The 22,395-nt window shown below is 29.0% G+C and carries 17 protein-coding genes, 1 tRNA gene, 1 riboswitch and 1 other annotated feature; of the genes, 4 read left to right on the top strand and 14 right to left on the bottom strand.

Annotation, left to right across the window (positions count from 1 at the left end):
* Positions 1-46: 46 nt before the first annotated feature.
* Positions 47-643 carry a hypothetical protein gene (locus Q0Y03_RS02570; RefSeq protein ID WP_297712275.1) on the bottom strand — a complete coding sequence of 199 codons (597 nt, stop codon included), beginning with the start codon at positions 641-643 and terminating at the stop codon, positions 47-49.
* Positions 644-881: 238 nt separating this feature from the next.
* Here Q0Y03_RS02570 and Q0Y03_RS02565 point away from each other — a divergent pair, with 238 nt between their 5' ends.
* The gene (locus Q0Y03_RS02565; protein WP_297712274.1) at positions 882-1,283 is read left to right on the top strand and encodes an HNH endonuclease signature motif containing protein; all 402 of its coding nucleotides are present in this window, start codon (positions 882-884) and stop codon (positions 1,281-1,283) included.
* A gap of 166 nt (positions 1,284-1,449) precedes the next feature.
* Here Q0Y03_RS02565 and Q0Y03_RS02560 read toward each other — a convergent pair.
* Both Q0Y03_RS02560 and Q0Y03_RS02555 read right to left on the bottom strand, forming a co-directional pair.
* Positions 1,450-1,523, bottom strand: a tRNA-Gly gene (locus Q0Y03_RS02560).
* A 206-nt stretch (positions 1,524-1,729) separates the two neighbouring features.
* Positions 1,730-1,966 carry a hypothetical protein gene (locus Q0Y03_RS02555; protein ID WP_297712273.1) on the bottom strand — a complete coding sequence of 79 codons (237 nt, stop codon included), beginning with the start codon at positions 1,964-1,966 and terminating at the stop codon, positions 1,730-1,732.
* A 146-nt stretch (positions 1,967-2,112) separates the two neighbouring features.
* Positions 2,113-2,322 (top strand) — a binding site (T-box leader).
* A 253-nt stretch (positions 2,323-2,575) separates the two neighbouring features.
* Between Q0Y03_RS02555 and thrS the strand changes: the two genes are divergently transcribed.
* Complete coding sequence (gene thrS, locus Q0Y03_RS02550) at positions 2,576-4,507, top strand: threonine--tRNA ligase (protein WP_297712272.1); 1,932 nt, start codon at positions 2,576-2,578, stop codon at positions 4,505-4,507.
* A 198-nt stretch (positions 4,508-4,705) separates the two neighbouring features.
* On the opposite strand, the gene rpsD is transcribed toward thrS, so the two are convergent.
* The 4 genes from rpsD to Q0Y03_RS02530 all read right to left on the bottom strand — a co-directional run bounded on the left by rpsD (position 4,706) and on the right by Q0Y03_RS02530 (position 8,947).
* Positions 4,706-5,302 (bottom strand): 30S ribosomal protein S4, encoded by a 597-nt coding sequence (rpsD, locus tag Q0Y03_RS02545; protein ID WP_297712271.1) that lies wholly within the window; start codon positions 5,300-5,302, stop codon positions 4,706-4,708.
* A 176-nt stretch (positions 5,303-5,478) separates the two neighbouring features.
* A complete protein-coding gene (locus tag Q0Y03_RS02540; protein ID WP_297712270.1) occupies positions 5,479-6,699 on the bottom strand; it encodes a homoserine dehydrogenase in 1,221 nt (406 codons plus the stop codon).
* A 21-nt stretch (positions 6,700-6,720) separates the two neighbouring features.
* Complete coding sequence (locus Q0Y03_RS02535) at positions 6,721-7,998, bottom strand: O-acetylhomoserine aminocarboxypropyltransferase/cysteine synthase family protein (protein WP_297712269.1); 1,278 nt, start codon at positions 7,996-7,998, stop codon at positions 6,721-6,723.
* 148 nt (positions 7,999-8,146) lie between these two features.
* Positions 8,147-8,304, bottom strand: a riboswitch (SAM riboswitch).
* Between the two features lie 79 nt (positions 8,305-8,383).
* On the bottom strand, positions 8,384-8,947 hold the full coding sequence (locus Q0Y03_RS02530; protein WP_297712268.1) for a 5-formyltetrahydrofolate cyclo-ligase: 564 nt from the start codon (positions 8,945-8,947) through the stop codon (positions 8,384-8,386).
* 169 nt (positions 8,948-9,116) lie between these two features.
* Between Q0Y03_RS02530 and Q0Y03_RS02525 the strand changes: the two genes are divergently transcribed.
* Positions 9,117-10,034 carry a DMT family transporter gene (locus Q0Y03_RS02525; protein ID WP_297712267.1) on the top strand — a complete coding sequence of 306 codons (918 nt, stop codon included), beginning with the start codon at positions 9,117-9,119 and terminating at the stop codon, positions 10,032-10,034.
* A 163-nt stretch (positions 10,035-10,197) separates the two neighbouring features.
* On the opposite strand, the gene Q0Y03_RS02520 is transcribed toward Q0Y03_RS02525, so the two are convergent.
* The 4 genes from Q0Y03_RS02520 to Q0Y03_RS02505 all read right to left on the bottom strand — a co-directional run bounded on the left by Q0Y03_RS02520 (position 10,198) and on the right by Q0Y03_RS02505 (position 17,448).
* Positions 10,198-14,805 (bottom strand): Ig-like domain-containing protein, encoded by a 4,608-nt coding sequence (locus Q0Y03_RS02520; RefSeq protein WP_297712266.1) that lies wholly within the window; start codon positions 14,803-14,805, stop codon positions 10,198-10,200.
* Positions 14,806-15,085: 280 nt separating this feature from the next.
* Positions 15,086-16,108, bottom strand: coding sequence for a homoserine dehydrogenase (locus tag Q0Y03_RS02515; protein WP_297712265.1), 1,023 nt, complete (start codon positions 16,106-16,108; stop codon positions 15,086-15,088).
* 59 nt (positions 16,109-16,167) lie between these two features.
* Entirely contained in the window at positions 16,168-17,022 is an 855-nt protein-coding gene (locus Q0Y03_RS02510) for a CPBP family intramembrane glutamic endopeptidase (protein WP_297712264.1), read from the bottom strand.
* A 105-nt stretch (positions 17,023-17,127) separates the two neighbouring features.
* Complete coding sequence (locus Q0Y03_RS02505) at positions 17,128-17,448, bottom strand: DUF1540 domain-containing protein (protein ID WP_297712263.1); 321 nt, start codon at positions 17,446-17,448, stop codon at positions 17,128-17,130.
* 281 nt (positions 17,449-17,729) lie between these two features.
* On the opposite strand from Q0Y03_RS02505, the gene Q0Y03_RS02500 reads away from it, so the two are divergent.
* A complete protein-coding gene (locus Q0Y03_RS02500) occupies positions 17,730-19,391 on the top strand; it encodes a glutamine--tRNA ligase/YqeY domain fusion protein (protein WP_297712262.1) in 1,662 nt (553 codons plus the stop codon).
* Positions 19,392-19,602: 211 nt separating this feature from the next.
* On the opposite strand, the gene Q0Y03_RS02495 is transcribed toward Q0Y03_RS02500, so the two are convergent.
* The 3 genes from Q0Y03_RS02495 to gltX all read right to left on the bottom strand — a co-directional run bounded on the left by Q0Y03_RS02495 (position 19,603) and on the right by gltX (position 22,184).
* Positions 19,603-19,803 (bottom strand): hypothetical protein, encoded by a 201-nt coding sequence (locus Q0Y03_RS02495; RefSeq protein WP_297712261.1) that lies wholly within the window; start codon positions 19,801-19,803, stop codon positions 19,603-19,605.
* A 306-nt stretch (positions 19,804-20,109) separates the two neighbouring features.
* Positions 20,110-20,364: a hypothetical protein gene (locus Q0Y03_RS02490; protein ID WP_297712260.1), complete on the bottom strand. Its 255-nt coding sequence runs from the start codon at positions 20,362-20,364 to the stop codon at positions 20,110-20,112.
* Between the two features lie 158 nt (positions 20,365-20,522).
* Positions 20,523-22,184, bottom strand: a complete 1,662-nt coding sequence (gene gltX, locus Q0Y03_RS02485; RefSeq protein WP_297712259.1) for a glutamate--tRNA ligase — start codon at positions 22,182-22,184, stop codon at positions 20,523-20,525.
* Positions 22,185-22,395: the final 211 nt, after the last annotated feature.

Below are 22,395 nucleotides of genomic sequence, written 5' to 3'. Positions count from 1 at the left end.
TGACAGTAATAATTATAATAAATACTAATTATACTGTCAAGTTTTTTTATATTACTTCAGTAAGATTTTTTTGCAATATATTTCTAAATTTTTCCCCAGCTTGTTTATTAGTAGTAGCATTTTTACACAAGTCTAACCATGCTGTTATATCTTCATTATTTTCTTTTCTAAACACTTCTTCACTATTTGACATATAACTAGAATCCAGCACAAACTTTCCTAGTTCTTCAGGTTTCTCAAAAATTTTCAAATATAAAAACTCACTACTATCCCCATGCCAACTTCTATTAAAATCTCTTACAAATTTCTTTAGTTCTAGCATTAATTTATTCTTAGGTAAATCCCAACACTTCTTAATTATAGTAACTTGATGCCTCATCTTTTTAGCTTCTTCTTTAGTAATTTTTTTACTTTTTTCTCCATCACTTATTACTTGCTCTACAGTCTTTATTGGAATTTTTGATACAGATCCATCCTTAGAATTAATCCATATATAAAAAGCTTCCGGTAAAAAAGAGTATTGAATATATCCTATTAAAGCTTTAATATCTGGTAGGTAACCCCAAATATTATTTAATCCATTCTGCCTGCAGAAAATTAATGTGTGAATATAAAGGCTTTTATCTGTAGGCATCCTATTCATAAGCATGTGCCCTCTAATAGTTTTGTTCTCAATAATTAACTCCTTCCAATACTCAAAAGAATTATAATTGTGCCTCACACTATCACCTTCTTCATAATTTTTAATATAATATATTATATATTAATAGTAACATTTTATACTAAAACTAATCAATAGTAATGATTTTAAAGTTCTGTAAATTTGATATTTCACACAATTTAGATTATAATATAATAAAAGGATTAAAGGGGGCAATCCATTGTACAATTGTGAGATATGTGGCGATAAAGCAGATATTCATCATATAATTCATAGAAGTGAAGGCGGTTTTGATATTGAAATAAACTACAAATATTTATGTGCTCTTCACCATAGAGGCAAAAATGGTCCGCATCAAAATCAATTTGTTGATCTTCAATATAAAGTTGATATGCAAACTAAATTGTACAGAATTCTATCAAAAGATTATTATTCTCCAAAAGAAATATCACAAATTTTAGGAATTCATAATAACTCCTTAAAGAGATTATTAAAAAATCTTAAAAGATATAAGGAAGGATATAAAAAAGAGGATATAATATTTAATTTAATGGGTTGTGTCAGATATACTGTAGATACTTTAGAGGAACTTGCTTTAGATTTATTAATAGATGCTCTTTAATATTAAACTTTTTAAATTTATAGTAGTATATAATAAGTTTACTTATTTATACTACTTTTTTATTTAAACATTTTAAATTATATTGTAATAAGTTATATATTTTTTAATCTCTCTGAAAACATATTTTAATAAAAACAAAAAAGCTATGAAAAACACAGCTTTAATTTGGAGCGGGTAGTGGGAATCGAACCCACCTTTCCAGCTTGGAAGGCTGGAGTATTACCGATATACGATACCCGCATATTTATTTAATTAAGTTCCTCTGAACAATTAATATTATATTATCATAAATAGAACTTGTCAATATATTTTTTAAAATTTATATATTTTTTTCTTTTAACATAGAAATGTAAGGCTCAACCCCATGATATCTTTCTTTTAAATATTATAATCTCCAATTGAGCCATCTTCATAACTAGTACAAACAAGTTAAATCTGATATATTTTTATATTTTCATATTAATTTGTATAAAAGCTTCTTCAGAAGGTTTTCTAAATTCGTAAGTATTTCCCCTATCCTTATCCCCTATTATAAATAATCTTCTATCACTTATTATCGTAAATCTATTAAAAAATGCTTCTCCATTATTTCTCCAATATCTTAATACCCAATGATTAGACCTACTTGAAAAGTATTGAAGCCAATCATAAGAAGAAAATTCTAAAGAACTATAATCATACATAAGACTCACTCACTAAACTTTATTTATAAAATATATGTTACTTTACTTAATAATATGACTTGTTAAGCAAAATATTTTATCTTACAATTTGTTGACATTACAAAGTTAGATAATTATAATTATTGGTAAGTAAAATTCTAAATTATTTTAATTCGATGAAGAGACGAGTAAATTAAACCTTCATTTTCAGAGAGAAAATACATTAGCTGAAAGTATTTTTAAATGAAATTAATTGAAGACTACCTCTGAGAGACTCTAATCAAGTCCGTTACATCACGTTACGATGCTTACTTAAGTGGTCTATTTTAGACAATTAAGGGTGGAACCGCGGGAATTATAACGCTCTCGTCCCTTTTCTATACTATTTTGTATAAGAAAAGCGACGAAGAGCTTTTTTTATACAGTAAATTAATATTATATATTTTAGATAAAGCAATTTAATTTAGAGTTAATTTAAAAATAGCTACACAAACACTTTAATTCTTTTTATTAATGCTTAACTCTTAAATACTATAAAAAGAAACTCATCCCATATTTAATTGGATGGGTAAACTCAATTAACAAAATCACAGATTTTGAATTTTATTTATAATGAAGGGAGATATAAAAATGATAAAAATCACTTTAAAAGATGGATCAATTAAAGAAGTTGAAAATGGATCATCAGTTTTAGACGTTGCTAAAGCTATAAGCGAAGGTTTAGCAAGAGTTGCTCAATGCGGAATAGTTAATGGTAAAGTTGTTGATTTAAGAACAACTTTAAATGAAGATTGTGAATTAGAAATTTGTACTTTCGATTCTCAAGAAGGAAAAGACGCTGTAAGACATAGTATTTCTCATGTACTTGCAGCTGCAGTTAAAAGATTATTCCCAGAAGCTAAAATTGCTATTGGACCTGCAATTACTAATGGATTCTACTATGATTTCGATGTAGAAAAACCTTTCTCTGCTGAAGATTTAGAGAAAATTGAAGCTGAAATGAAAAAAATAATAAAGGAAAATCCTCAAATTGAAAGATTTGAACTTCCTAGAAATGAAGCTTTAGAGCTTATGAAAGATGAGCCTTATAAGGTTGAATTAATAAATGACCTTCCAGAAGATGAAATTATTTCATTCTATAAAATAGGTGATTTCACTGACCTTTGTGCTGGACCTCACGTATTATCATTAAAGAACATTAAGGCTATTAAGCTTATAAGAAGTGCTGGTGCTTACTGGAAAGGTGACGAAAAGAACAAAATGCTTTCTAGAATATACGGAACTGCATTCTTAAAGAAAGCAGACTTAGATTCTCACTTAGAAGCTTTAGAAGAAGCTAAAAAGAGAGATCATAACAAATTAGGTAGAGAACTTGGAATCTTTACTACTGATGAAAAAGTAGGTCAAGGACTTCCATTATTCATGCCTAAGGGGGCTAAGTTATTCCAAACTCTTCAAAGATGGATTGAAGATGAAGAAGAAAAGAGAGGTTACGTTTTAACTAAGACTCCATTTATGTCTAAAAATGATTTATTCGTAGCTTCTGGTCACTGGAGCCACTATAAAGATGGTATGTTTGTATTAGGTGATGAAGAAAAAGATGCTGAAGTTATGGCTTTAAGACCAATGACTTGCCCATTCCAATTCACTGTTTACAATGCAGAACAACACAGTTATAGAGATCTTCCAATAAGATATGCTGAAACTTCTACTCTATTCAGAAAAGAAGCTTCAGGTGAAATGCACGGTCTTACTAGAGTTAGACAATTCACTTTATCAGAAGGTCATATAATCTGTACTCCAGAACAATTAGAAGATGAATTCAAAGAAGTTGTTGATTTAATAAATTACGTTATGGAGACTTTAGGAATTTCTGAAGATATATCTTACAGATTCTCTAAATGGGATCCAACAAACACTGAAAAATATATAAATAACCCAGAAGCTTGGGAAGCTACTCAAAACCAAATGAGAACTATATTAGATCACTTAGGAATTGATTATGTTGAAGCTGAAGGTGAAGCTGCATTCTATGGACCAAAACTTGATATCCAATCTAAAAACGTTCATGGAAAAGAAGATACAATAATTACTGTTCAAATTGATTTTGCTTTAGGTGAAAGACTTGGTATGACTTATATTGATAAAGATGGCGAAAAGAAAATACCATTTGTTATTCATAGATCATCAATTGGATGTTATGAAAGAACTATAGCTACTTTAATTGAAAAGTATGCTGGAGCTTTCCCAACATGGATGTCACCTGTTCAAGCTAAAGTTCTTCCACTTTCTGATAAATATGCTGATTATGCTAATGAAGTAGTTAAAACTTTAAGAAGAAATGGTGTTAGAGTTGAAGCTGACCACAGAGTTGAAAAAATTGGTTACAAAATTAGAGAAGCTAGACTTGAAAGAGTTCCTTATATCTTAGTTGTAGGTGAAAAGGAAGCTGCTAACAATGAAGTTTCTGTAAGAAGTAGAAAAAATGATGATGAAGGAGCAATGGCTTTAGATTCATTTGTTTCTAGAATCACTTCTGAAATAGCTAATAAAGAAAGATAATTTTAATTAAACATGATAAACAAATTTGTTTATCATGTTTTTTTGCTATAAATAATAAAGAAAGAGACTAATATGATCTGCACATCACATTAGTCTTTTTCTTTTCACACAACTTATTTAAATTCAACATTGGCTTATAAATAATACAAGATATAATTTTTAGAGAAAATTTCTTCCTTAAATGAAAGATGATTTTAACTAGTTTTTAGAATAATACTCTACAACTAAAACTTCATTAATTTCTATTGGAACTTCAGTTCTTTGAGGAAGTCTTTCTAAAACTCCAGAGAAATTAGCTTCATTTTTACTTAAGTATGGTAAAACATTAAGTATGTTTGATTCAAAGTTTTCTTTGAACATAACATTCTTTTTAGATTTTTCTCTTAATTTAATTTCATCTCCAACTGAAACGTTGAATGATGGAATATCAACTTTTTTACCATTAACTAAAATATGACCATGAACAACCATTTGTCTTGCTTGTCTTATTGAGTTTGCAAAACCTAATCTATAAACTAAATTATCTAATCTGCATTCTAGTAAGTTAATTAAAGCATGACCTGTTAATTCTTTTGATTTAGATGCTTTTTCAAAGTAGTTAGCAAATTGCTTTTCCATAACTCCGTAATAAGCTCTTAATCTTTGCTTTTCTAATAATTGAGTACCATAGTCAGAAAGTTTTTTATCATTTCTTGCTGTACCTTTGGCTGCTCTCTTCATCGCTTTTGGATGTCCACAAACATTTAAGCCTAATCGTCTGCACTGCTTAAATCTTGGTCCCATCATCTTTGCCATACAATCATCTCCTTAAATTATTTCTAAGCCTAAATACAATATAACATATAATTTTTCATTTGTAAATGATAATAATTATCATTATCGAATTTTATTTTTTTCATTTATACAATTTTTATCCAACAAAAAAGAGATTGTATAAAATCAAAATACAATCTCTTTATTTATTTTATCTACTAGGCAACTATTAATTTCCTTGCATATTCATAATTATCTTCATTTTTTAGATTCTCAATGAACTTCTCCACATATGCTTCTGAAGTACATTCAATAAAAATTGCAACTTCCCCACTTATACTTTTATCTATAATTTTTATATTATTAAAATTTTCCCTACACTTATTTATTGCTTCATCTATATTTGATGTCTTTATTCTCAATATACAATTACATGTTTTGCTTGCAAATTTTATTACATTTGCTTCTTCTTTATTAAAACTATCAACATCAGTAAATCTATTATTTATAATATCATTTAAATCGCTATAAACAGCACTTCCTGTAGGTAATTTTCCAGCCCCCTTACCTACAAATAATAATTCCCCTATTTCATCTCCATTTAAAATAACTGCATTAACTTCATTATCAATCTTAGCTAATATACTTTGTTCATCTACCAATATAGGTTTTACAGATGTATATATTCCACTTTTGCACTTAAATGATTCTGCAACAAGTTTGATTTTACAATTTAACTTATTAGCATATTTAAAGTCATTTTCATCTATATCAGTAATTCCTTCTATTGATATATCATTCCACTGAAATTTTTTATCAAAAGCTAAACTTGATAGTATTGCAAGTTTTCTAGCGGAGTCATAACCCATAACATCTGATTCTGGATTAGCTTCAGCAAATCCAAGATCTTGTGCTTCCTTAAGAGCATCTTCATAAGATAAACTTTCACTATTCATCTTAGTTAGTATAAAATTAGTTGTTCCATTTAATATTGCCTTTATACTACTTATACCATTCCCATAAAGACTTTCAGTTAATGGCTTTATTATAGGTATTCCCCCTGCTACTGCTGCCTCAAATTTTAAAGAAACATTATTTTCTTTAGCTAATTGAAATAATTCATGTCCAAATGTAGCTATCAAGTCTTTATTTGCTGTAACTACATGCTTCTTTAATAATAATGCATTTTTAACATAATCATAAGCTGGATTAAGGCCACCCATTACTTCTATTACAACATCACTTTCTGCAGAAAAAAATTCTTCTACACTAGTAGTAATAACTTCTCTATGGCTTGAATCAATATACTTATCTTTATTTCTCACTAAAATACTTGTTATAACTATTTCATTTTTACTATGGTTTTCCCTATTTTTATCTATTAATTCAATAAGCCCACTACCTACTACTCCATATCCCATAATAGCTACTTTAGTCATTATTATTCCTCCTCCCATTTCTTATATAGCTTTTAATGCTTCACTAATATCATTAATTAAATCCTTTGTATCCTCTATTCCAACAGAAAGCCTTAATAAATCTGGTGTAACACCACTTGCTAATAATTCCTCTTCATTTAATTGGCTATGACTTGTAGTTGCCGGATGTAAAAGGCAACTTCTCGCATCTCCTAAAGTTACTGCTAATGCTATTAAATTTAATCCCCTACTAAATTCTTTAGCATTTTCTATTCCGCCTTTAATTCCAAAAGTTAGAAGACCACTTGCTCCACCTTTAAGATATTTCTTTGCTAAATCATAATATTTACTTCCTTCAAGTAAAGGATAATTAACCCATGATACTTTTTCTTGAGTTGTTAACCACTGTGCTATTTCTAATGCATTTTTAGAATGTCTCTCCATTCTTAAATGTAAAGTTTCTAATCCTAAATTAGTTAAATAAGCATTAAACGGACTCATGCATGCTCCTAGATCTCTTAATAAAGTTACTCTAAGTTTAACTATATATGCTGCATCTCCAAAGCTTTCAACATATTTAATTCCATGATAACTTGGATCTGGCTCTGTAAAATCATTAAATTTACCATTTGTCCAATCAAAATTTCCTCCATCTACTACTATTCCCCCAATAGTTTGAGCATGTCCCTCAGAGTATTTTGTTGTTGAATGAACAACTATGTTTGCTCCGTGTTCAAATGGATTGCAATGATAAGGCGTTGCTACTGTATTATCAACTATAAATGGTACCTTAATTTTTTTAGCTACACTTGAGAATTTATCAAAATCCAAAACATTTAACCCTGGATTTCCTATTGTTTCTCCATATATAGCTTTTGTATTTGCCTTAACCTTATATAAAATATCTTCTTCAGATGCATCTGGTTCCACAAAAGTAACTTCTATCCCTAAATTTTTTAAGTGAACTGAAAATAAATTAACTGTTCCACCATATAAAGATGTTACAGAGATTAAATGATCCCCTGCTTTACAAACATTTAAAACTGCATAAAGTATTGCTGATTGACCTGAAGAAGTTGCAACTGCACCAACTCCACCTTCTAATTTTGCATACTTTTCTTCCAATTCCCCAACTGTTGGATTAGAAATTCTGCTATATAAATGACCATCAGCCTTTAAAGCAAATAAAGCTTCTAATGTATCCGGATCATCATACTTATAAGTTGCACTTTGATAAATTGGTAAAACTCTTGGTTCACCTGACTTTGGTGAATATCCTCCATGAATTCCTACTGTTCCTTTTCCTAAATTAATTGCCATAAAAAAGCCCCCTTTTTATTAATAGATAATTTTCAAATTTCATTTATTATGTGAAATTCCACTAATTTTGCATATAAAAAAGCTATTTCTTATTATCCTTTATAGATAATGAGAAATAGCTAAAAATAAGCTTATTTACTAATATATACTCTCATTTCTCAGGTTAAACCTGCAGGATTTAGCACCAACATTAATAGTTAGCAAGTAATAATTAAAATAAGTTTTTAATTATTAATTCTTACTTCTTACCTATTAATAGGTTGCTAGGTTTCTTAGGGCCAGTCCCTCCACCATTCTTAATAAAAGATTTTTATTTAATTTATTATCTTTATTATACACATATGGAATATTTTTTCAAGTAATTTATTTATTTTTTTAAAATTACTTAAACTTTTATAAAGTCATTATTAGTTATTATATAATTTGCCTTAATATCATGGGGTTCATTTTCAATATTATTTACTATCTGGAAATCATAAGCTAATACTATCTTATTACTTGCTTCTTTAATTTGTGAAAGATATTTATCATAATATCCTCCACCATACCCAATTCTATTTCCATTTCTATCAAAAGCTAAACCAGGCATTAATATTAAATCAAAATTTTTTTCTATTTTATTTTTATCCACAGCTTTTGGTTCAAGTATTCCCCATTTATCCACATTCATGTTATCTAAACTGTTAATTCTTATTGCAACCATTTCTTTTTTACTTTTATCAGTCTTAGGAATATAAATTTCTTTATTGTCATTTAAAGCATGCTTTATAAATTTAATAGTATCAATTTCTGAACCAAAACTTACATAAGTAAATATTTTTTTAGCCCTTTTATAGATATCACTTTCTATTAACTGTTTAAATATCAACTCATCGTATTCTTTTTTTATATCTAAGGATAAATAATTTCTCTTTTTTATTATTTCTTCTCTAACCTTTTTCTTTTCCATAGTTATCCCCCCAAAAACTCTTATATTTCCATTATATCAAAGTGCTTGCATCAGCTAAATCATATTCATCTGAAAGAGGAAAAATAATTGTAGACGACCTTATTGCAAATATTCTAAAATAGTTGGAGAAGAATTTAAATAAATATTTTAGAAAGAAATAGGTGAATTTATGAAATTAAAAGGAATAATTCTAACAATGCTTTCCTCTATTACTTTTGGTTTTGCCTTTACATTAGGGCCTATGACCTATGGTACTGGAGGAAGTAATCCCGTAACATTAACTTTTTTAAGAAACTTTTTAAGTTTACCCTTTTTATTGCTAATAGCTTTATTTTTAAAAATTGATTTAAGAATAACCAAAAATCAGCTCAAAAACTTAATACTATTAGGATTTATAGGAAGTTCAACAACAACATTAATGCTAAATATAGCTTTTTCTCATATAGATGTAGGAATAGTAACCCCAATCCATTTTACTTATCCTATATTTGTAACTCTTGGAAGCGTATTATTCTTCCATGAAAAATTAAGTAAACAAAAGATTATAGCATTAGTTATAGCAATGTCTGGTATAGGCTGTTTCTTTATTGAATCATTAAATTCTGCTTCTTTTAATTCATCTACATTAATTGGATTAATTTTAGCTGTAGCTTCTGGTGTATTTTTTGCATTCTATATTATATTTATGGACAGAAGTGGTTTAAAAAGTGAATCTCCATTTAAAATAACATTCTATGTAGCAATTACTTCAAGTATAGCTATGTTTTTATATGGTATTTCTACTAATCAACTTGCTTTATCGTCTCTAACAACTAAATCATGGATTATATCTACAGTATTTGCATTTCTATGTACAGTTATTGCTCTATCATTGTTACAAGTTGGTATAAAACATATTGGAGCAAGTGAGGCAGCTGTTATAAGTACTTTTGAACCTATAACTAGCGTAATATTTGGAGTATTATTATTAAATGAAAAGATAACACCGATAAAAATTGTTGCCTGTATATTAATTTTTACAGGAGTATTAATATTATCTTTTGCAAAAAATAATACATCAGAGATTAAAGATAAATTGAAAGCTTAAAATTAGTCCCTACGTATTATCCAAGTTTTCAATTGCAGTTATTTATAGATAAAAAAAGAAGAATGAACTAAAAAAAATAAAATGTACCCTATAAAGTAGACATGATAAAAATAGTCTACTCTATAGGGTTTTTGTATTTATAATATAGTTATAAAGTTAGGAACTAACACCACTTATCTTTCTTTTTATTTAGGTAAAATCCAATATTTGTAATAATAATAGCTAAAGCTACTGTTGCTACCGGTGTAACTCCTGCACCTGTTTTTGGTAAATCTTCCTTTCCATTATTATCTTCTGGCTTTATTTCAACCTCTGGATTCTCTTCATCTTCTTTTTCTGTTATTTTTTCTTTCACTGTAAATATTAGTTCTGCTTGAACATTATCAGGAGAAATGGCCTTAATAGATGCTTTTCCTTCTTTTATTGCAGTTACTGTTCCATTTTCATCTACCTCAAGCACTTCTGGATCTGATGTTTCCCACTTCAATGTCTTATCTGTTGCATTATCTGGTGTAATTACACCTGTTATTTTTATCTGCTCTCCGATTTCTAGTGCATCTCTTTCAGCAAATAATTCTATTTTTTCTACTTTAATATATTCTGGTTTTTCTGTTGTCTTTTCTTTTACTGTAAATTTTATTTCTGCCTCAACATTATCAGGAGAAATTGCCTTAATAAATGCTTCTCCTTGTTTTATTGCAGTTACTGTTCCATTTTCATCTACTTCAAGCACTTCTGAATCTGATGTTTCCCATTTCAATGTCTTATCTGTTGCATTATCTGGTGTTATTACACCTGTTACTTTTATCTGCTCTCCTATTTCTAGTGCATCTTTTTCAGCAGATAATTCTATTTTTTCCACCTTAATATATTCAGGTTTTTCTGTTAAAGAATCTAATGCTATTTGCAATGATTCTTTTGCCACATCAATCTCTGCCTGTTCTGCAATTACACTTTCATTCAGTGCCTTTGCCATAACATATGCATCAAAGAATATATCGTATCCTTTTTTATCACTATAGCTCAAATCTAATTCTTGAACTTTTTCCTCAGCTTGAGTAATAATTGATTCTAAAGCTGATTTTTCAACTTGCTCATATGCTTCAAACTCCCTCAATTTAAATGTATTCCCATTATTCTGTAATCCTTTAACTCTCAAATATTGTGTACAAACCGGCTCTTCAAAAATTATATCATTTACGCTTTGCCCAGTTACTTCTTGAATGTCTGTCCAAGTTTCACCATCTTTTGACTGTTGTATCATAAACTTCTGTGGAGGATTATCCCATTGCAGAACTAGTTTGCTTATATCATATTCTCCTTGCATATCAACTGCAAAAGAACTATCTGCATATGCGCCCTCAAAATAAGAATCTTTTTCGCTCACATTTGTTTCATGAGAACCGTCCAGTGCATTTCCATCACCATCTAATGCTTTCCATCCAACTCTCAACTTCTTCCAAGCAACATCCTGACCTCCATCACCCTTATGCTGTGCTACTCCTGCTGCACCTTTATCTTGAGAAACATTTACCTCACTAACACTTTCTCCTCTCGACATCTTATCTAGAATTTCTGGAGACAATGCCTTGTTATATGCTTTAATATTTGCAATTTTACCATCTAGTCCACTTCCAATAGAAGTTAAAGGAAATACAAATGTGGATAATAGATGGTCATAGTCTGTTTCAGAACCTGTCGTTCTTGACAACACAGATTGTAGCTTCCCATTTACATAAAGCTTTGTAACTTGTTGTGTTCCAACCACAGTAAGCTCTACTTTCTCATCTGTTGGTATTTTGTAACCAAAATCTTGATTGAAGAATACACGATTCAACCCAAGATTTCCATTCTTCTTTACAGTTAAACGTCCATCATATCCATCAAAAAGGCATATATCCTCTTCTCTATTATCAGCATCAGATAATTTTAAATCAAATTGCACTGTATATGGATAATCCAACGACTTTAGTGTTGTTGTAACTTCACCAGTACCGTCTAACTTTAACCATGCTTCTCCATCTTCTTTCACTATTTGTCCATTCTTAATTTTCCCATCATATCCATTTCCACTTGCATCATATATAATTCCATCTTTTTCATTTGTAAAATCATATGACATAACAAGCCCTGATTTAGAGTCTACTCCTGCACCTAGAGTTGCACCAGGTCCTTCTCTCAAACTCTCATATTTAAAACTATACTCTTCAAAGCTCTGATCTTTATCAGTTCCACCCCATGTTTTTTCACTCAAAACAGCTGCCTGTCTTAATAATCTTTCCTGACTATCTCTCTCTGTTACTCCCATATTATTAATATCTGCCCATAATGAAGTCTTTGCACCAAGTAGATTTGGTTCTCCCTTTTTCAAGTTCCCCCCTGAAATTATGGTTGGATCCCAATTATTAAAAATATGTTCTATATTTACAATATCTCTATAATCTCTTCCTGGATTTCCATATAGATGATTTGAATCAGCATTTACTATTTTAAATCCTTCTGAGACTCTTTTAACAGCATTGTCCCAATGATCTGACCAGAAATCTATTACAATATCATTATATTGTTTTGCATCAACACCTTTATTATCAAAATAAGGTACCATAGATGCCCACATACGAACCTCTTTTCCACTCTCTTTAACTTTCTCTGCCATTCTGTTAATATACTCACGCATTCCCTCATATTCATTATCTTGAATTTTCCAATATTCATCAATACCAATATTTACTGTATCACCTAAGAAAACTGGATCTTCTGAGTCTAGATATTCTCCATATAATGTTTCCATAAAGTCAATTGCCCAATCTCCACTTTCGCCAGTTAAGGATAATAACTCCCAATCTCTAGGGTTGTTAATATTTCCTTTGATTTGCGGAAGAACTTTCTGCACTTCTTCCAAATTATTTCTTACATATTTTGTGAATAAAAGTGAATGTCCCGGTGCATCAATCTCAGAAATAGGGTTAATTCCATAACTCATTGCTAGCTTTTGAAGTTCCTTATATTCTTCTTTTGAATACTGTGGTGAGCCATCATACACTTCGTTATAATATTCATCATCCTTATCATCTGTTTTCAGACTTGGGAATAAATCACTTTCTAATCTGAACATTGCTTCGGCATTCTTCCAATAATCATAATCTCCCCTATCACCGTTTGCGGCAATATGTCTATTATCATTTAAGTGAAACTGTACTTCATTTATCTTATAAAAAGCAAATGACTTAACTAAATCTTGTAAAGCTTCAATACGGTAAGGTGCTCTTGCAATATCAATCATAACTCCTCTTATTTCATATTGTGGGAAGTCTCTTATAACACCTTTTGGGAATGTGAACTCTTTTTTCTGAGTATAAAAAACTTGTTCCAAAGTCATAAGTCCATAAAGACATCCATTATAACCACTGCTTGAGATTTTAATTCCATTGTCATCTGCTACTAGTAGATAACCTTCTTCTCCAGTATCATATTCATCTGTTTTTGTAGAAGTTAAAACAATATCAGATTTGCCAGAATCGCCACCTTCCACTATTTCTAATGTCCACCCGGTAATATCCTTCATATCACCTTGGAATTCTTCTGCTACCTTTTTAATTCCTAATTCTGCATTATCTTGAATAATTATTTTAGATTCACTATTTAGATTAAATTCTCCTTCATATCCATACCACTCTTGAATACTTGGAATTACTTTTGGTTCCTTGTTCGCATTATTAACTTGTGGGAATAAAGATGCATTTTTATTCCTTTTATTTGGTACATGAACATTAAAACTCTTTTCAGCCTTATCTTCCTCATTTTCTTTATTTACTGCCTCAATAATGATATCTTGATCATAATCGTAAATATTATAATTACTTATTTTACCGTCATCTGAAATTACTTGTGAATATTCACTTCCTTTTACTCGAATCTCATATCCTTCAGGCGCTTTTGGAAGAGGTACTTCTTCCATATCATTTGTTATCGTTTGCAAAGAAGATATGCTATCAACTACATCTTGTGCAGATTCCGGTAATAACACCTCCCCATCATCCAAATCTAATACTCCATTAATTTCTATTTCATACACACCTATACTCATATTAGCTGCATTTGTATTTCCAGATGTAAATCGTAACCTTACATAACGCTCTACATGCTTCATATTTCCATTTTCCTTTAAGTCTACAACTTTAGTTAAATTCATATCATTCCCTGATGTCATTTCTCCTCTTCCTACTTCTACCCATTCCGCATTTTCATCATTAGTTTTTGATGTTTCAATCACAAAATTTCCATAAAGCTTTGCGAAAAATTTAACCTTAATTTCAGAAACTAGAGAATCTGTTCTAAGTTGTATCTCTATCCATTGTTCTTTAAATTCTTTATCTTCACCACTTTGCCATCTGCTATTTCCTTCTGATGAATTTCCATCTACGGCAAGATTTGGAGTTCTTGCTGGATATTGACCATTAGCTTCTAAATATGCTGATGCTCTTGTAGGTCTCTTCAATGCTAAATTTCTGATTTCTTGATTTGTATTATTTGTTTCTTCTGTTTCTTCTATCTTTTCTATCTCTTCTGTTTTTTCTGTCTCTTCTACCTTTTCTGTCTCTTCTGTTACTTCTGTCTCTTCTGTCTCTTCTGTTACTTCTGTTTCTTTCTCTATACTTTCCTCTTCACCTGATTGATTCATTGCTTTTACAGTAATTCCACCCCCTCCACAAAAGCAACTTAAACTAACTGCCATAGCCAAAAATGTTGCTAATACTTTTTTTCCTCTCATATTTTCTCATCCCCCATTATTTATAGATTGAATAAATTTATTATTCACTTTATAACATATTATATAATAGGATAAATTGCAATATTAAATTTAACTATTTTTTCTAAATTTGAAAATAAAAAGAATATTTCTGTTTTCTAATTAAACCAAAATAATTATTCATTGATATTTATGTTTTTAAAATTTATCCTAGAAATTTTTTATTTGCAACATATATATTCTAATATTTACCTCTAATTAATCATCCAATTTTTACAAAACCTCATTTATTTATTATATCTTATTCTAAACTTTTAACTAATACTATATCTCTTAATATTGATGCTGCTGCATTCCTTGTTCCAGAAGCACCTCCAATTATACTTATATCTCCTAAAGTATCAGTCTTAAAATAAACTCCCTTATCTTTATAATCAACAAAATAAAGTGGATGATCTTCTTTTATTTCTATTGGCTTTACATAAGCCTTTACCATATTATCTTCTCTCTTAACTTTTCCTATTAATTTTAATTTTTTATTTTCCTTCTGGATCCTTTTCACTGTTTCTAATTCAACTTCTGTTATACCTTGTACTTCTACATCTTCTAACTTTATATTCGCATTCATAAGAACATTAGTTAATATTACTATCTTACATGCAGTATCATATCCTAAAACATCAAGACTTGGATTAGCCTCCGCTATTCCATCTTTTTGTGCTTGAAATAAGGCCTCTTCATAACTTACTTTCTCAATGGACATTTTACTTAATATATAATTTGTAGTTCCATTTAATATACCTTCAATGACTTTTATCTCACTACCTGCAACATCATATATCCCTCCATTAATTGAAGGTAATGCTCCTCCAGTTGTGCAACCCACCTTAAGTTTTACAGAGTTTTTATCTGCAATTTCTTTTAATTGTTTATATTTTAATATAATAGGCCCTTTATTACCCGTAACAACATTTATTTCACTTTCCAATGCTCTTTTTATATGTGTTAACCCTGGTTCTCCATTCTCTATGTTTGTAGCTGTTAATTCTACTAAAGTATCAATATCATTATTTTTTATTATTTCATCAATACTTAAGTCATTTTTCCATAATATATGATCTTTAATACTTTTATTTTTATTAATAAATTTAACTAACTCTTCTAAATTAATACCATCTGATTTATAGATGCCACCATCACTTTTTACTATATACTTTACTTTTAACTCTAAGTTGTATTTTTCAAAAACATAGTTTTTCTTTTCTACTAATAATTTTATAAATGCTTGTCCTACTCCACCAAACCCTATTAATCCTATATCCATAATTTCACCTCAAAATTTATATTAAAGGCACTTATCTACAACAGATAAATGCCTCTATATTATCTATAAATATTTACTTTTATTTTAGTTCGTTCTTTTAAACTTAATATCTTAAAACATAAGATCATTAATATTACACCTATTATAGGTACTACAATAAACAATATAGTTGTCCACATTTCGCTGCTAGGATAATAAACAAAATTCACTAAAAGATTATTAACAAAATGCATTATCATACATAAATAAATAGATCTAGTATAATAAAATACAGTTCCTAATATTAATCCTAATAAAAAGGCATTGATACCTTGAGGTATATTTAAATGTGCTATACCAAAAATTAATGCTGAATAAACTATAGCTCTTTTACTATTATACTTATTTATTAATCCCTTTAATAATATTCCTCTATATAAAGTTTCCTCAAAAATAGGTGCAATTACGCAGGTTTCTATTAACAATATTACTATAGGTAATGAATCAAAATATTCCATTGAAGCTTCAAACATATCTCCAGTTGGAATTGAAAATAATATATAATCAAACCATCCATAAGTAATAAGTATATATGAAACAACTAATAACGATCCAATTAAATAATCTCTTTTTCTTACTTCAAAACTATTAGTAATATCACTAGATATATTAAAGCTTTTATTTATAAATACAGTAATAATTAAAATAGTTCCAAATTGATAAATACATGATAATAACGTGGATATACTATACCAAAATTCATTATATGTATTAACTCCCATACCACTTAAAGCAGTATAAAATAACTCTGTAGGAGTATTTAAAAACATAAGTACTATATCAAATAAAAATGATAATCCTAACGCTTGCCAAAAATTTATTGGCTTTATTTGTATTCTTTCTTTATTCAAGTTTTTAAAATAATTTATACTCATAAAATCCTGTTCCTTTTATATTAATATCTTTATTTTATTTTATTCTCCATTTAATGTAAACATTATTGTAAAAATAAAAAGCTAGCTTAACTAGCTTTTCTATTTTTACTTATCTATTTTTGATGTAAATGTTGAACATTCAGTTTGTACTTCTGATATAGCATAAGAACCTTCTATACTTATATTGTTAGCTTCACATTTTTGATTGTTGTTATATTTACAATTTTCTGCTTCACACAATACATTTAATAAATTTTTAGGTGCTTGTATATTGTTAGTAAGCTGTCCTTCTTTTCTCCTGAAATTTTCACAACTTGTAAAGTTCGCAGTAATTGTATTTTTACCTGCTACTTTTATATATTCCCTACAACATAAATTATTCTGATTATGAGTGCATGTGTTAACACTACACATTAAATTATTCATTTTCTAATCCTCCGTTAAAATACTATTGTCAGATAATATTATTTTATTAATATTATTTTTTTATACTTTACTCTAATTTAAAGTTATCTATAAAGTGTTATCTTAATTCTTAACTAGTAATTATCTAACTTTTTCTATAAGCTACTTTATTTTTTACTTATATTCGATTAAAATTATTAATAATAGCCAAAATATAAGTTATAAATGTTATATAATTAGGATTTAAATTATTATATAAAGATTTTTAACTTAAAATTAATCGTTAATAGGAGAGGTAAACTATGTCAACTGAAATTAATTCTTCTAATTTTATAAGAAATATAATAGTAGATGATTTAGAAAACGGAAAACACAAAGAAATAATAACTCGTTTCCCACCAGAACCAAATGGATATCTTCATATAGGTCATGCAAAATCTATACTTTTAAACTTTGGTTTAGCTGAAGAGTTCAAAGGAAGAACTCATCTTAGATTTGATGATACTAACCCAGTAAAAGAAGATACTGAATATGTTGAATCAATAAAAGAAGATGTAAAATGGCTTGGTGGAAACTGGGATGAACTTTACTTTGCATCAAATTATTTTGATGAAATGTATAATAGAGCTGTTCTTTTAATAAAAAAGGGATTAGCTTATGTTTGCGACTTAACTCCAGAAGAAGCTAAAGAATACAGAGGTACTTTAACTCAACCAGGTAAAGAAAGCCCATGCAGAAATAGATCTGTAGAAGAAAACCTAGATTTATTTGAAAGAATGAAGAACGGTGAATTTAAAGATGGAGAAAAAGTTTTAAGAGCTAAGATTGATATGTCTTCTCCTAATATGAATATGAGAGATCCTATTATCTATAGAATTGCACATGCATCTCACCATAATACAGGAGATAAATGGTGCATCTACCCTATGTATGACTTTGCTCATCCATTAGAAGATGCTATAGAAAAGGTAACTCACTCTATTTGTACTTTAGAATTTGAAGATCATAGACCTCTATATGATTGGGTTGTTAGAGAATGTGAAATGGAAGCTCAACCTAGGCAAATTGAATTTGCTAGATTAAACATGACTAACACAGTTATGAGTAAAAGAAAACTTAAACAATTAGTTGATGAAGGTATTGTTGATGGATGGGATGATCCTAGAATGCCTACTATCTCTGGTTTAAGAAGAAGAGGATGCACTCCTGAAAGCTTAAAGAACTTCTGTGCTGCAATTGGTGTTGCTAAGGCTAACTCTACAGTAGATTCTCAAATGCTTGATTATTTTGTAAGAGAAGATTTACAAATGAAAGCTCCTAATGCAATGGCAGTTTTAAGACCTTTAAAATTAGTTATTACTAACTATCCAGAAGGGCAAACTGAAATGCTTGAAGTTAGTAATAATGCTAAGGACGAATCTTTTGGTAAAAGATTAGTTCCATTCTCAAGAGAATTATATGTTGAACAAGAAGATTTCATGGAAGTTCCAATAAAGAAATATTTCAGATTATTCCCTGGAAATGAAGTTAGATTAATGGGAGCTTACTTTGTTAAGTGTAACGAAGTAATTAAAGATGAAAATGGTAATGTAACTGAAATCCACTGTACTTATGATCCTGAAACTAAGAGTGGTTCAGGATTTACAGGAAGAAAAGTTAAAGGAACTATTCATTGGGTAGATGCAAATAATTGTGTACCTGCTGAATTTAGATTATATGAACCTTTAATTTTAGATGATGCTCCAGAAAATGAAGGAAAGCACTTCTTAGAACAAATAAATCCAAATTCTATGGAAGTTTTACAAGGATTTATAGAACCAACAGCTGTAGAAAATGCTAAACCTCAAGATAAATTCCAAATGGTTAGAAATGGATTCTTTAATGTAGATCCTAAATATACTACACCTGAAAAGTTAGTATTTAATAGAATAGTTTCTTTAAAATCTTCATTTAAATTAAAATAAGAGAAAGGCTTTTGCCTTTCTCTTATTTTAATTAGGTATAGTGAGTGTCTTTGAGGTTTCATACATAGTGATTTTTATAATTTTATAATCAGGTACACACAAGTCGTTATTTATCTGCCCTCCTAACACTCTTATCGATATTAGTTTGTGCTATATTATTAATTTAATACTAAAACTTATTGTTATAATTCTAAAAATTTATAATTCTAAATTAACACCATTGGTTATTTGTTGCAGTTTTTTCTTTTTTCTCACCTTTACATTTGTCAGTAATAGTTGATTTTACACTTGCAGGTGATGCCCATTGATTATTTACTGCAGATTTTGGTGCACCACTATTACATCCACATCCACAACTTGATTTACAATTACTTTCTTCACTATGACATCCACACTTTGAATGTTTACTCATAACATTTACCTCCAATGTCTTATTAAATTTAGCCCTGATACAGCCAAGTCTATACTTAGTTCTACCACCGCTACAATAATAGTTTGTACATTATCATAACTTTGATACCTTGTATTAATTGTTGCTATTAGCAGTACACTCTCATTTTTTCTATAATATAATCTAGTTTATTTTTTTACCCAATGTGAATTAAATTTAGCATATCTAATAATATTTATATAAAAGAAAAACTCTCTATTTTTCAATAGTCTCTATCTACTTAACAGAAGACTATTCATTTTATAGAGAGTTTTACTTTTCAATATTTTATTGCATAGAATTTTGATTTGAATTTTGTTGAGCTTTTTTATATGCATCAATATTTGAATCAATTTGAGCACTACTCATTCCATTTTGCATAGCATTTTGATTATTGTAACTGCTTTGCATATTGTTTTGTTGTTGTGGTTGTTGAGATTGTTGTGCATTGCTATTTATGCTTTGAGAACTACTGCTCATACCTTGTTGTGCGTTATTACTCATAGCTGAATTACTTTGATTTTGCTTATTCATATTGTTCATAATATTACCTCCAATTATATTTTTCGGTATTATTTTATGAATTTTAAATCATATAATACATGCCAATATATTCAGCTTAAGTTTAATTTTGTAATGTAATATAATAAATAAAATTTAATATAAAAGTGCTGTATTATATTTAATACAGCACTTTTATATTATAAGCTTAAAAACTTATTAAATCTTTCTCTAACTCTTTCTTCGCCCATAATTTGCATTATAGTATAAAGATCTGGAGTATTTGTTCTATGTGATAATGCACTTCTTACAGCTCCTGCAACATCAGAAATCATACCCTTATATGCCTCTGGATTGGCCTTAAATTCTTTTCTATTTGCACAATATCCAAGCTCTGCTCCAATTACTTTTAATTCTTCAAACCAATTTTCTTGGCTTCCTATATTGAAAGTAAATTTCTTAGCATATTCTTCAATTATAGCTTTTGCATTTTCTAATGATAAAGTCTTTGGTAATTCTACTTTTTCAGCAGTTTCATTATAGAATAACTCATCAAAGAAATAGAATATTTTATCTTTAACTTCATCCCATTTAGCAAAGTCTTTTCTTGGCTTTGGACCTTCTTTATCTATATTGAATATTTCTCTAGCCATAGCTTCATTTGAAGTTACTAAGCTATACATTTCTTCATCATATTGCTTAGCCCATGCAGTATATTGTTCATATACTTTATCTGCTGGCATTCTAGCTATAACATCCTTAGAAACATCATTTAATTTTACTAAATCAAATAATGCTCCACTCTTACTCATTTTTTCTAAAGCAACATGGAACTCATGATAATCAGCAGTTGGATTCTCTGCTCTCCATTCCTCATAACTTGAGTTTACTATGTTTAATAAGTATTCAATAACACATACTACTGGATATCCAACTTCATTATAGTAAGAAACAGCTGCTTCAGCATCTTTTCTCTTAGAAAGCTTTCTCTTAGATCCACCTTCTTGTTTCATTATTGTTGGAATATGAGCATAGTTTGGTCTTTCAAATCCTAATACTTCAAATAACTGAACATGAATTGGAAGTGATGATAACCATTCTTCTCCTCTTATTACATCAGTAGTTCTCATTAGATAGTCATCTATTGCATGTGCAAAGTGATATGTTGGAAGTCCATCACCTTTTATTAAAACTACGTCTTGATTATTTTCAGGGAAAGATATATCTCCCTTTATTAAATCATGAAATTCTACTCTATTTTCAATGTTTCCTGGTGATTTTAATCTTAAAATATAAGCTTCACCATTGTTTATTCTTTCAATAGCTTCCTCTTCAGTAATATTTCTATATTTAGCATATTCTCCATAGTATCCTGGAGTTATTTTATTAGCAATTTGTTCTTCTCTTAATGCAGCTAACTCTTCTGGAGTACAGAAATCTGGATATGCTAAACCTTTTAATAATAAATCCTTAGCAAAAGTTCTGTAAATTTCAGCTCTTTCACTTTGTCTATATGGACCGTATTCACCTTTTGAAGTTTCTTGACCAGTCATTCCTTCACTGAAGTCCATTCCAAAGTTGTGCATAGTTGCAATTGTATCTTCAATAGCACCTTCAACTTCTCTTTTTTGATCTGTGTCTTCTATTCTTAAATAGAAAATCCCTTCACTTTGACTTGCTAATCTTTCATTGATTAATGCAGCGAAAACTCCACCTATATGTTGAAATCCTGTTGGTGATGGTGCATATCTAGTTACTCTAGCACCTTCTTTTAAGTTTCTCTTTGGGTATTCTGCTATATAATATTCTCTATCATGTTCAACATTAGGAAATATTATTTCAGCTAACTTTTCAAATGCCATATTTAATTCTCCTTTATATATATTGTTAAAAAATGGCTGTTCCCCGGAGGCACACCCATTTATATCCAAATAAAAAAGTTTCCATCCTAAATATCATTAGGACGAAAACTTATATTCCGCGTTACCACCTAAATTGATTAATTAAAATTAATCCTCTCAAATACTTATTTACTTTTATTGCTCCAAGGTTTCCTTCCATAGTTTTAAATTT

The organism is Clostridium sp. (assembly GCF_026168755.1).
GTDB lineage: Bacteria > Bacillota > Clostridia > Clostridiales > Clostridiaceae > Clostridium.
This window is presented reverse-complemented; position numbering and strand designations above follow the sequence as displayed.

Excerpts from the sequence above, each read along its gene's own strand:
- Q0Y03_RS02570 (WP_297712275.1), bottom strand. The coding sequence starts at position 643 with ATGAATAGGATGCCTACAGATAAAAGCCTTTATATTCACACATTAATT.
- Q0Y03_RS02555 (WP_297712273.1), bottom strand. The coding sequence starts at position 1,966 with ATGTATGATTATAGTTCTTTAGAATTTTCTTCTTATGATTGGCTTCAA.
- thrS (WP_297712272.1), top strand. The coding sequence starts at position 2,576 with ATGATAAAAATCACTTTAAAAGATGGATCAATTAAAGAAGTTGAAAAT.
- rpsD (WP_297712271.1), bottom strand. The coding sequence starts at position 5,302 with ATGGCAAAGATGATGGGACCAAGATTTAAGCAGTGCAGACGATTAGGC.
- Q0Y03_RS02540 (WP_297712270.1), bottom strand. The coding sequence starts at position 6,699 with ATGACTAAAGTAGCTATTATGGGATATGGAGTAGTAGGTAGTGGGCTT.
- Q0Y03_RS02535 (WP_297712269.1), bottom strand. The coding sequence starts at position 7,998 with ATGGCAATTAATTTAGGAAAAGGAACAGTAGGAATTCATGGAGGATAT.
- Q0Y03_RS02530 (WP_297712268.1), bottom strand. The coding sequence starts at position 8,947 with ATGGAAAAGAAAAAGGTTAGAGAAGAAATAATAAAAAAGAGAAATTAT.
- Q0Y03_RS02525 (WP_297712267.1), top strand. The coding sequence starts at position 9,117 with ATGAAATTAAAAGGAATAATTCTAACAATGCTTTCCTCTATTACTTTT.
- Q0Y03_RS02520 (WP_297712266.1), bottom strand. The coding sequence starts at position 14,805 with ATGAGAGGAAAAAAAGTATTAGCAACATTTTTGGCTATGGCAGTTAGT.
- Q0Y03_RS02515 (WP_297712265.1), bottom strand. The coding sequence starts at position 16,108 with ATGGATATAGGATTAATAGGGTTTGGTGGAGTAGGACAAGCATTTATA.
- Q0Y03_RS02510 (WP_297712264.1), bottom strand. The coding sequence starts at position 17,022 with ATGAGTATAAATTATTTTAAAAACTTGAATAAAGAAAGAATACAAATA.
- Q0Y03_RS02505 (WP_297712263.1), bottom strand. The coding sequence starts at position 17,448 with ATGAATAATTTAATGTGTAGTGTTAACACATGCACTCATAATCAGAAT.
- Q0Y03_RS02500 (WP_297712262.1), top strand. The coding sequence starts at position 17,730 with ATGTCAACTGAAATTAATTCTTCTAATTTTATAAGAAATATAATAGTA.
- Q0Y03_RS02495 (WP_297712261.1), bottom strand. The coding sequence starts at position 19,803 with ATGAGTAAACATTCAAAGTGTGGATGTCATAGTGAAGAAAGTAATTGT.
- Q0Y03_RS02490 (WP_297712260.1), bottom strand. The coding sequence starts at position 20,364 with ATGAACAATATGAATAAGCAAAATCAAAGTAATTCAGCTATGAGTAAT.
- gltX (WP_297712259.1), bottom strand. The coding sequence starts at position 22,184 with ATGGCATTTGAAAAGTTAGCTGAAATAATATTTCCTAATGTTGAACAT.